Annotated in this window: 8 protein-coding genes; 7 read left to right on the plus strand and 1 reads right to left on the minus strand. The window is 65.4% G+C overall.

Annotated elements, in window-relative coordinates:
- Nucleotides 1–245 precede the first annotated feature (245 nt).
- From ACIP0B_RS26300 to ACIP0B_RS26330, 7 genes are all read left to right on the plus strand, one after another.
- Complete coding sequence (locus ACIP0B_RS26300) at nt 246–1406, plus strand: efflux RND transporter periplasmic adaptor subunit (RefSeq protein ID WP_400837632.1); 1161 nt, start codon at nt 246–248, stop codon at nt 1404–1406.
- Complete coding sequence (locus ACIP0B_RS26305; RefSeq protein WP_400837635.1) at nt 1403–4504, plus strand: multidrug efflux RND transporter permease subunit; 3102 nt, start codon at nt 1403–1405, stop codon at nt 4502–4504. Before ACIP0B_RS26300 ends, ACIP0B_RS26305 begins: the two co-directional genes overlap by 4 nt.
- Nucleotides 4505–4513: 9 nt before the next feature.
- Nucleotides 4514–5191: a heavy metal response regulator transcription factor gene (locus tag ACIP0B_RS26310; RefSeq protein WP_400837638.1), complete on the plus strand. Its 678-nt coding sequence runs from the start codon at nt 4514–4516 to the stop codon at nt 5189–5191.
- Entirely contained in the window at nt 5181–6545 is a 1365-nt protein-coding gene (locus tag ACIP0B_RS26315) for a heavy metal sensor histidine kinase (RefSeq protein WP_400837641.1), read from the plus strand. Before ACIP0B_RS26310 ends, ACIP0B_RS26315 begins: the two co-directional genes overlap by 11 nt.
- A 401-nt stretch (nt 6546–6946) precedes the next feature.
- Entirely contained in the window at nt 6947–7171 is a 225-nt protein-coding gene (locus tag ACIP0B_RS26320) for a hypothetical protein (protein WP_085584867.1), read from the plus strand.
- Nucleotides 7172–7365: 194 nt separating this feature from the next.
- On the plus strand, nt 7366–8682 hold the full coding sequence (locus ACIP0B_RS26325) for an OprD family porin (RefSeq protein ID WP_400837644.1): 1317 nt from the start codon (nt 7366–7368) through the stop codon (nt 8680–8682).
- 176 nt (nt 8683–8858) lie between these two features.
- A complete protein-coding gene (locus tag ACIP0B_RS26330) occupies nt 8859–10364 on the plus strand; it encodes a sensor domain-containing diguanylate cyclase (protein ID WP_400837647.1) in 1506 nt (501 codons plus the stop codon).
- Between the two features lie 196 nt (nt 10365–10560).
- Here ACIP0B_RS26330 and lpxC read toward each other — a convergent pair whose 3' ends face one another.
- Nucleotides 10561–11472 (minus strand): UDP-3-O-acyl-N-acetylglucosamine deacetylase, encoded by a 912-nt coding sequence (gene lpxC, locus ACIP0B_RS26335; protein WP_085584860.1) that lies wholly within the window; start codon nt 11470–11472, stop codon nt 10561–10563.
- Nucleotides 11473–11540 lie beyond the last annotated feature (68 nt).

An 11540-nucleotide genomic window follows, 5' to 3' on the forward strand; every position in this document is an offset into this window, starting at 1 on the left:
CTTTTTTGGCGTTTGAAAAAAGTGACCCGCCGTAAGGGCGGAACCGCCAGCCGCCACACCCGAAGAAACGGATAAACACACCAAACAACCCACAGCCTGGTCGGCCCAGAGGCCGCCAAGGCCAAAACAAAAACCCCAAGAAGCCGAAACTGACAGCGCCGTCAGCCAGCCGTCACCCTCCCGACCCCCAAACCCGTTTATAAAGACACAACCTGCCCCAACTCCGTCCCCCCGGCGCCCACCGCATGCACATCCAGAAGAAACCCGCCCTGCTCGCCACCCTGCTGATCGCCCTGGCAGCCGCCGGCCTGTGGTACATCGCCAAACCCACCCCGGCCAAACTGGCCGCGCCCACCGCCATCCCGGTGCAGGTCGTCAGCGTCAGCGAACAGGACGTGCCGCGCTACACCAGCGGCATCGGCTCGGTGCTCTCGCTGCACAGCGTGGTGGTGCGCCCGCAGATCGACGGCATCCTCACCAAGCTCTGGGTCAAGGAAGGCCAACTCGTGAAGGCCGGCGACCTGCTCGCCACCCTCGACGACCGCTCGATCCGCGCCAGCCTCGACCAGGCCCGGGCGCAACTGGGCGAGAGCCAGGCGCAGCTGCAGGTGGCGCTGGTCAACCTCAAGCGCTACAAGCTGCTCAGCGTCGACGACGGCGTGTCGAAGCAGACCTACGACCAGCAACAGGCGCTGGTCAACCAACTGAAGGCCACCGCCCAGGGCAATCAGGCGTCGATTGACGCGGCGCAAGTGCAACTGTCCTACACCCAGATCCGCTCACCGGTGACCGGCCGCGTCGGGATTCGCACGGTCGATGAAGGCAATTTCCTGCGCATGACCGACACCCAGGGCCTGTTCACCGTCACCCAGATCGACCCGATCGCCGTGGAGTTCTCGCTGCCCCAGCAAATGCTGCCGACCCTGCAAGGCCTGATCGCCGACCCGCAGCACGCGCAGGTCAAGGCCTACATCGGCGCCGACACCGACGGCGAGACCGGCAACCTGCTGGGCGAAGGCCACCTGACCCTGATCGACAACCAGATCAACGCCAACACCGGCACCATCCGCGCCAAGGCCGAGTTCGACAACCCCGGCCAGAAGCTCTGGCCCGGCCTGCTGGTGACGGTGAAGGTGCAGACCGCCCTGGACAAGGATGCGCTGGTGGTGCCGCCCACCGTCGTGCAGCGGGGGCTGGATCAACACTTCGTGTACCGGGTCAACGGCGACAAGGTCGAGGCGGTGCCGGTGCAGATGGTCTATCAGGGCAGCGGCCAGGACATCATCCAGGGCGTGAAGGCCGGCGACATTCTGGTGAGCGACGGCCAGTCGCGGCTCAAGCCCGGCTCGACCGTGCAGGTGATGAATGAACCGGCGCAGGTCGTGCAAGCGGAGCCGAAGCCATGAGCGTGCGCGGCGGGATGTCCGGATGGTGCATCGATCACCCGGTGGCGACGATTCTCCTGACGTTCGCGCTGGTGCTGGTGGGGGCGATTGCCTTCCCGCGCTTGCCGATCGCCCCACTGCCGGAAGCGGAATTTCCGACGATCCAGGTGTCCGCGCAATTGCCCGGCGCCAGCCCCGACACCATGGCGTCGTCGGTGGCCACGCCGCTGGAGGTGCAGTTCAGCGCCATTCCCGGCATGACCCAGATGACCTCCAGCAGCGCCCTGGGCTCCAGCCTGCTGACCCTGCAGTTCACCCTCGACAAGAGCATCGACACCGCCGCCCAGGAAGTGCAGGCCGCGATCAACACCGCCGCCGGCAAACTGCCCAAGGACATGCCGACGCTGCCGACCTGGAAGAAGGTCAACCCGGCCGACAGCCCGGTGCTGATCCTCAGCGTCAGCTCCACGCAGATGCCCGGCACCGAATTGAGCGACCTGGTGGAAACCCTGCTGGCCCGCCAGATCAGCCAGATCGACGGCGTCGGCCAGATCAACATCACCGGCCAGCAGCGCCCGGCCATCCGCGTGCAGGCGTCCGCCGACAAGCTGGCGGCCATCGGCCTGACCCTGGCCGACATCCGCCTGGCGATCCAGCAGACCAGCCTCAACCTGGCCAAGGGCGCGCTGTACGGCGAGTCGAGCATTTCCACGCTGTCGACCAACGATCAGCTGTTCCATCCCGAGGAGTACAGCCAGCTCATCGTTTCCTACAAGGACGGTGCCCCGGTTCACCTCAAGGATGTCGCCAAAGTCGTCAACGGCTCGGAAGATGCCTACGTGCAGGCCTGGGCCGGCGACCAGCCGGGGGTGAACCTGGTGATTTCCCGCCAGCCGGGGGCCAACATCGTCGAGACGGTGGACCGGATCCAGGCGGCCCTCCCGGCGCTTGAGGCCATGCTGCCGGCCTCGGTGCAGGTCAAGGTGCTGATCGACCGCACCCAGACCATCCGCGCCTCGCTGCATGAGGTCGAGATCACGCTGATGATCGCGATTCTGCTGGTGGTGGCGGTGATGGCGCTGTTCCTGCGCCAACTGTCGGCGACGCTGATCGTGTCGGCGGTGCTCGGCGTGTCGCTGACCGCCAGTTTCGCCCTGATGTACCTGCTGGGCTTCAGCCTGAACAACCTGACCCTGGTGGCGATCGTGGTGGCCGTGGGGTTTGTGGTGGACGACGCGATTGTGGTGGTGGAAAACATCCACCGCCACCTGGAGGCCGGCGACGACATGCGCGAGGCCGCGATCAAGGGGGCCGGCGAGATCGGCTTCACCGTGGTGTCGATCAGTTTCTCCCTGGTGGCGGCGTTCATTCCGCTGCTGTTCATGGGCGGCGTGGTCGGCCGGCTGTTCAAGGAATTCGCCCTGACCGCCACCTCGACCATCATGATTTCGGTGCTGGTGTCGCTGACCCTGGCGCCGACCCTCGCCGCCCTGTTCATGCGCCGGCCCACGCACCACGCCCACGGCAAGCCGGGCTTCAGCGAGCGCCTGCTGGCCGGGTACGAGAAAGGCCTGCGCCATGCCCTGGCCCACCAGAAACTGATGCTCGGCGTGTTCGGCCTGTCGTTGGCGCTGGCGGTCGGCGGCTACATCTTCATCCCCAAGGGGTTCTTCCCGGTGCAGGACACCGGCTTCGTCCTCGGCACCACCGAGGCGGCCGCAGACATTTCCTACGGCGACATGGTGAAAAAACACCTGGCCATGGCCGAAATCGTCGCCGCCGACCCTGCCGTGCAGGCGTTCTCGCATTCGGTCGGGGTCTCCGGCAGCAACCAGACCATCGCTAACGGCCGCTTCTGGATCGCCCTGAAGAAACGCGGCGACCGCGACGTCAGCGCCAGCCAGTTCATCGACCGCATCCGGCCCAAACTGATGAAGGTGCCGGGCATCGTCCTCTACCTGCGCGCCGGGCAAGACATCAACCTCAGCTCCGGCCCGAGCCGTGCGCAGTACCAATACGTGCTCAAGAGCAACGACGGGGCGACCCTGGCCACCTGGACCCAGCGCCTGACCGAGAAGCTGCGCAGCAACCCGGCGTTCCGCGACATCTCCAACGACCTGCAGCTGGGCGGCAGCATCACCCACATCAGCATCGACCGCAGCGCCGCCGCGCGCTTCGGCCTGACCGCCAGCGATGTCGACGAAGCGCTGTACGACGCCTTCGGCCAGCGGCAGATCAACGAGTTCCAGACCCAGGTCAACCAGTACAACGTGATCCTGGAGCTGGACACCAAACAGCGCGGCAAGGCCGAAAGCCTGAACTACTTCTACCTGCGTTCGCCGCTGAGCGGGGAAATGGTGCCGCTGTCGGCGCTGGCCCGGTTCGACCCGCCCACGGTCGGCCCGCTGTCCATCGCCCACGACGGCATGTTCCCGGCCGCCAACCTGTCGTTCAACCTGGCGCCCGGCGTGGCGCTGGGCGATGCGGTGATCCTGCTCAACCAGGCCAAGGCCGAGATCGGCATGCCCACCGCCATCAGCGGCAATTTCCAGGGCGCGGCCCAGGCGTTCCAGAGTTCGCTCAAGAGCCAGCCGTGGCTGATCCTGGCGGCGCTGGTGGCGGTGTACATCATCCTGGGCGTGCTCTACGAGAGCTTCGTGCATCCGCTGACGATCATCTCGACCCTGCCGGCGGCAGGCCTCGGTGCGGTGATCATGCTGTGGCTGTGCGGCCAGGACTTCTCGATCATGGCGCTGATCGGCCTGGTGCTGCTGATCGGCATCGTGAAGAAGAACGGCATCCTGATGATCGACTTTGCCCTGGAAGCGCAGCGCAACCGGGGGCTGGCGCCGCAGGAGGCGATTTTCGAGGCCTGCCTGACGCGGTTCCGGCCGATCATGATGACCACCCTCGCCGCCCTGCTCGGCGCCCTGCCGCTGATGCTCGGCTACGGCACCGGCGCCGAGCTGCGCCAGCCGCTGGGCATCGCGGTGGTCGGCGGCCTGCTGGTGAGCCAGGCCCTGACGCTGTTCACCACGCCGGTCATATACTTGTGGCTCGAACGGCTATTCCATCGACCTGCACCGGCGCCCGCGGCGGCGCTGGCGACCACAGACTGAGGCAGGGTCATGCGCGTCCTGATTATCGAAGACGAAGAAAAGACCGCGGACTATCTGCACCGCGGCCTGACGGAACAGGGTTACACCGTGGACCTGGCCCGCGACGGCATCGAGGGCCTGCACCTGGCGCTGGAAGGCGACTATGCGGTGATCGTGCTCGACGTCATGCTGCCGGGCCTGGACGGCTTCGGCGTGCTGCGCGCGCTGCGGGCGCGCAAGCAGACGCCGGTGATCATGCTCACCGCCCGGGAACGGGTCGAGGACCGGGTCAAGGGCCTGCGCGACGGCGCCGACGATTACCTCGGCAAGCCGTTCTCGTTCCTGGAACTGGTGGCGCGCCTGCAAGCCCTGACCCGGCGCAGCGGCGGCCACGAGCCGGTGCAGGTGAGCATCGCCGACCTGTGGATCGACCTGATCAGCCGCAAGGCCACCCGCGCCGGCACCCGGCTGGACCTGACCGCCAAGGAATTCTCGCTGCTCAGCGTCCTGGCCCGGCGCCAGGGCGAGATCCTGTCCAAGACCGCCATCGCCGAGATGGTCTGGGACATCAATTTCGACAGCGACGCCAACGTCGTCGAGGTCGCGATCAAGCGCCTGCGGGCCAAGCTCGACGGGCCGTTCGACGAGAAACTGCTGCACACCATCCGCGGCATGGGGTATGTGCTGGAGAGCCGCGGTGTCCAGTAACTCGATTGCCCTGCGCCTGAGCGGCCTGTTCACCCTGGTGGCGCTGCTGGTGTTCCTGCTGATCGGCGGCGCGCTGTACCAGCAGGTGGACAAGGGCCTGGGCCTGCTGCCGGAAGCCGAGCTCGACGCGCGCTACAGCGTGCTGGAGTCGGCGCTCAACCGCTTCGGCACGCCCGAGCACTGGGTGAAGATCAACGCCAAGCTCAACCTGCTCGGCGAAGAGGACAAGCGCATCCGCTTCTGGGTGGTCAGCGGCGATCCGGGCTACGAGTACGGCAGCCCGGACGCCCTGATCCGCGCTTTCGCCCAGGGTCCCTTGGGCATGCGCGACCTGCAGTTGCCGGACCACGCCTACCCGCTCAAAGTGCTGCTGACCGAACTGCCGGCCAAGGATCAGCGCCCGCCCCTGCGCTTCATGATCGGCATCGACACCGAGACCTTCCACGAGACCCAGCACCGCTTGCTGATCGCCCTGGTCAGCCTGGCGGCCGTCGGCGTGCTGCTGGCCTCGGCGCTGGGCTACTGGGTGGCGCGGATCGGCCTCAAGCCGTTGATCAAACTGTCCCAGGAAGCCCAGCGCCTGGCGCCGCCGCTGCGGGCCGGGCGCTTGCGCCTGTCGCCGCTGCCGCCGGAGCTGGCGCAGTTCGTCAGCTCGTTCAACTCGACGCTGGAACGGGTCGAGCAGGCCTACTCGCGGCTGGAGTCGTTCAACGCCGACGTCGCCCACGAACTGCGCTCGCCGCTGACCAACCTGATCGGCCAGACTCAGGTCGCCCTCACCCGCGGGCGCTCGGCCGAACATTACTTCGAAGTGCTGCAATCGAACCTCGAAGAGCTGGAACGCCTGCGTTCGATCATCAACGACATGCTGTTCCTGGCCAGCGCCGACCAGGGCAGCAAGGCCACCAAACTGACGCAGACTTCGCTGGCCGACGAGGTGGCCACCACCCTCGAATACCTGGACTTCATCCTCGAGGACGCCCAGGTGCAGGTGCAGGTCAGCGGCGACGCCCAGGTGCGCATCGAGATCGCCCACCTGCGCCGGGCGCTGATCAACCTCTTGAGCAATGCCGTGCAGCACACGGCGCCGGGCCAGGTGATCGAGGTGCACATCGAAGTGCAAGACCATCAGGTCAGCATCGGCGTGGCCAACCCCGGCTCGCCGATTGCGGTCGAGCATCTGCCGCGGCTGTTCGAACGCTTCTACCGGGTGGATGCGTCGCGCAGCAACAGCGGCAACAACCACGGATTGGGGTTGGCCATCGTCAAGGCCATCGCGCTGATGCACGGCGGCGATGTGTTTGTGCAAAGCGACCGCGGCATGAACACCTTCGGCATGCACTTGCCCGTTTAGCCGCAATCCCCTGTGGCGAGGGAGCTTGCTCCCGCCGGGCTGCGCAGCGGCCCCCCTTGCAACGGCCACCCCTTCTGCGACGGCTTCGCAGCCGAGCGCGAGCAAGCTCGCTCGCCACAATGCACATCCCTTCCCACCACAATGCGCATTCACCCCTGTGGCGAGGGAGCTTGCTCCCGCCGGGCTGCGCAGCGGCCCCCCGTACAACGGCCACCCATTCTGCGACTGCTTCGCAGCCGAGCGCGAGCAAGCTCGCTCGCCACAGAGGCCCCTCTTACTCTGCAATGATCATTGCCTGCGCTGTAACAGTCATTTATGAAAATCACGCTGTTTCCCGGTGCCCGGCGACCTTATCTTTGCCCGCAACCAAACAGCACTTGCCAAGCAAGAAGGTTTTCGAGATGTCCAACAGTATGGGAATTGCCAGCGCGTTCGTTTTGTCCTCATTGATCCTGTCGCCTTTGGCGATGGCCGAAGAATCCCAGTCGTTCGTGGCGCACAACGCCGCCCGCGCCCAGGCCTTCGAGCAGCATCAGGCAGAGATGATGGCCAAGGCCCAGAACGCCGCGCAGTCCCCGCAGGCCGCCACTTCGCAAGCACAGCCGTCGCTTGAGAAAGACAGCTGAGCCGCGCTCCCTCCGATTTCCCTCGACGCGGTCGTTTGGCTCTTCCCGTTCGACCGTCGTCACTCCAGGCCGCTGAATTTCAGCGGCCTTTTTTCGTTGTGGTCTGAAGGCCGTCTGGTTCGTCTTTAACAATTAGAAACATCCCGCCCCTCAAGCGATTGAAGGGAACGTTGACCCAAGGAGCTTTACCGCACGTGCGTTACCCAGTCCGTTTCACCCCGCTGTTCATTGCAGTCGCCGCAACGATTGCCCCGGCAGCCCAGGCCGCCGAACCCGAGAAGACAGGCTTCATCGAAGGTTCGAGCCTCAACCTCAACGCCCGCAACTACTACATGAACCGCAACCGCCTGCAGCAGGCGGATGACAACATCGAGTGGGGCCAGGGCTTCCTCGGCAAGTTCGAGTCCGGCTACACCGAAGGCACCGTCGGTTTCGGCGTCGACGCCCACGCCATGCTCGGCCTCAAGCTCGACGGCGGCGGCGGCACCGACAACTCCAGCATCCTGCCGGTGAGCGACGGCAGCGGCAAAGCGCCGGGCTCGTTCTCCACGGCCGGCGGCACCCTGAAAATGCGCGCGTTCGACACTGAGCTGAAGGCCGGCGACCTGTTCCTCACCAACCCGGTGATCGCCGGCGGCGAGAGCCGCATGCTGCCGCAGACGTTCCGCGGCCTGAGCCTGACCAACCGCAGCTTCGACGGCTGGCTGATCGAAGGCGGCCAGGCCAGCTTCACCAAGCCCTACAACCAGAGCGGCCACAAGCGCATCGGCACCTCCTACGGCAGCCTCGCCGACGGCGACGAAAGCCGTCACCTGAACTGGGCCGGCGTGGCCTGGAGCGGCGTCGAAGGCCTGACCAGCAGCCTGTACGCCTCCGAGCTCAAGGACATCTGGAACCAGTACTACTACGACCTGGACTACACCTGGGCGCTGAACGATCTGGTCAGCCTCAACCCCGGCCTGCACTACTACCACACCCAGGACACCGGCGACGCGCTGCTGGGCAACATCGACAACAACACCTGGAGCGTGCACTTCACGGTCGGCATCGGCAGCCACAGCCTCACCGCCGCCTACCAGCGGGTCAACGGCAACACGCCGTTCGACTACATCAGCCAAGGCGACAGCATCTACCTGGACAACTCCCAGCAGTACTCGGACTTCAACGGCCCGAACGAGCGCTCGTGGAAGCTCAAGTACGCCTACGACTTCGCCGGCGTCGGCCTGCCGGGCCTGACCTCGGCGGTGTCCTACTCGCGCGGCACCCTGGACCTGACCAAGACCGACCCGAACAGCCCCGGCTACGCCGCGTGGTACAGCGCCGAGGGGCGCAACGCCAAGCACTGGGAGCGCGATATCGACCTCAAGTACGTGGTGCAGAGCGGCCAGGCCAAAGACCTGGCGGTGCGCCTGCAATGGGCGACCAACCGTGGCGGCAACGGCTACGGCGCGCTGGACTCGGACACCGATGAATACCGCGTGATCATCGACTACCCGATCAACGTCTTCTAAGATCGGCGCTACGCTAGAAGATCGGCCTGACCTTCAGGCCGTTCCAATATCCTGTGGGAGCGTGCCTGCTCGCGATGGCGGTGCATCACCTGAAAGATCGCCATCGCGAGCAGGCTCGCTCCCACAATGGTGTCTGCAGGCCTACGCTTACAAGAATCCACAACCGAACGCCCACCATGATCGCAAGCCGCACCCCACCCGCTTCGGGCAAGACCGGACGTTCCGTGCCGCTGCTGATTCTCGGCAGCCTGCTGACCGTCGTCGCGATCGTGTGCATCGTCACCTTCCTGCTGATCCGCGAACACGCCAACGCCCAGGAGTCGGCCACCCGCAGCGCCACCACCATCGCGCAACTGATCGACGCCGATGTGCTGCGCACCGTCGAGCTGTACGACCTGACGCTGCAAGGCCTGATCGCCGCCGCCCAGCGCGAGGATCTCAAGCACGTGTCGCCGCAGATCCGCCACATGGCCTTGTTCGACCGCTCCACCGCCGCCCGCTTCAAGGGCGACATCCTGCTGCTCGACAAGCACGGCGAGGTGGTGGCCGACTCTTCCCGGGTCGAGCCGAAACCGGGCAATTTCGCCGACCGCGACTACTTCCTGGCCCATGCCTTCAACCGCGATGCGGGCCTGTTCATCAGCCGTCCGTTCAAGACCCGCTGCGACTGCGACGAGGCCGACCAATGGCGGATCAGCTTCAGCCGACGCATGTCCTCGGACACCGGCGAATTCATCGGCGTGGCGGTGGCGTCGATGAAGCTCGACTACTTCGACCAGTTGTTCAACAGCCTCGACATCGGCGTCGACAGCACCCTGAACATCATCAGCAGCGACGGCCTGCTGCTGGCGCAGAAGCCCTACCTGCAAAGCGACTCCATCGGCAAGAGCTTCGCCAACCGGCCCAACGTGATCCGGATCCTCGGCGACAGCGGCGGCAACGGCAGCTTCAACAGCATTTCCAGCATGGATCGGCGGCAGCGGCTGTACACCTATTCCCGGGTCGGCAACCTGCCGCTGACGGTGATCGTCGCGCTGTCCAGCGATGCGGTGTTCGGCGCCTGGCAACGCACGGCGATCCTGATCAGCGGCGCCACCGGCGTGCTCTGCGTCGGCCTGCTGTGGCTGACCTGGCTGCTGGTGCGGGAACTGCGCCTGCGCCACCAGGCCGAACGGGGGCTGGCGCAGCTGGCGGCCACCGACGCCCTCACGGGCGTGGCCAACCGGCGCATGCTCGACCAGTCGCTGCGCCACGAGTGGTTCCGCGCCCAGCGTTCGGGCAAGCCGCTGTCGGTGCTGATGATCGACGCCGACCGCTTCAAGGCCTTCAACGACCGCCATGGCCACCAGGCCGGGGATCGGGCGTTGCAGGAGCTGGCCAGGGTGGTCACGGCGAACGTGCGACGCCCGGCGGACCTGGTGGCCCGTTACGGCGGCGAGGAGTTTTCGGTGATCCTCGCCGAGACCGACAGCGCCGGCGCCCGGCAGATCGCCGAGCACATCCGGGCGGCGGTGGAGCAACTGCCGCGGGTCGCCGGCGATGAGGCCCCGATGACCGTGAGCATCGGCGTCAGCACCTGGACGACGGCGATGGATGCCAGCCTTGAACAACTGCTGTTTGCGGCGGACAAGGCGCTTTATCAGGCCAAGGAAGGTGGGCGCAACCGGGTGGTGGTGGCCTGAGCCTTGTGCTGACGGTGCCGACGCCATCGCCAGCAGGCTGGCTCCCACAGGGGGCACCGGGTGTTCGCAAGATTCATGCACACCACAACAACTGTGGTGGCCATCGCCAGCGGGCTGGCGCCCGCAGTGAAACGAATCCGGGCATAAAAAAAGGCCACCCAAGGGTGGCCTTCAAAAAACTAGAGAGGTTTTTTACTTACACCGCCGCAACCGGGCGCATGTAAGAGATCGGAGCCGTGCTGGCGTCTTCGAACGTCACGACTTCCCACGCATCTGTCTGCTCAATCAACTTGCGCAGCAGCTGGTTGTTCAGTGCGTGACCGGACTTGAAGCCCTTGAACTCACCGATCAGGCTGTTGCCCAGCAGGTAGAGGTCGCCGATCGCATCGAGGATCTTGTGCTTCACGAACTCGTCTTCGTAGCGAAGGCCGTCTTCGTTCAGCACGCCATCGGCATCGACCACGATCGCGTTTTCCACGCTGCCGCCGAGTGCGAGGTTGTGCTTGCGCAGGTACTCGATGTCACTCATGAAACCGAAGGTGCGGGCGCGGCTGACTTCCTTCACGAAAGACGTGCTGGAGAAGTCCACGCTTGCACTCTGGGTGCGGTCGCGGAAAACCGGGTGATCGAAATCGATCTCGAAGCTCACCTTGAACCCGTCGAAAGGGACGAAAGTGGCGCGCTTGTCGCCGTCTTCCACCGTCACTTCCCGCAGGATGCGGATGAACTTCTTGGCGGCGTCCTGCTCTTCCAGGCCAGCCGATTGAATCAGGAATACGAAAGGTCCGGCGCTGCCATCCATGATCGGGACTTCGGACGCGGAGAGCTCGACGTAGGCGTTATCGATGCCCAGGCCAGCCATGGCCGAGAGCAAGTGCTCCACCGTGTCCACCTTCACGTCACCGTTGACCAGCGTCGTCGACATGGTTGTCTCGCCGACGTTGGCGGCGCGGGCCGGGATCTCGACGACAGGGTCGAGGTCGGCACGACGGAAGACGATCCCGGTGTCGATCGGCGCAGGCTTGAGGGTCAGGTAGACCTTCTCGCCGGAGTGCAGGCCAACACCGGTGGCACGGATAATGTTTTTCAGTGTGCGTTGTTTAATCATGGCATGGGCCGCTTCAGCGCAAATTGCGAACTGGTATCAACAAAGGCTGGCGATGATAGCAGACCGAG

The organism is Pseudomonas sp. NPDC089534 (assembly GCF_044749305.1).
GTDB lineage: Bacteria > Pseudomonadota > Gammaproteobacteria > Pseudomonadales > Pseudomonadaceae > Aquipseudomonas > Aquipseudomonas ekonensis.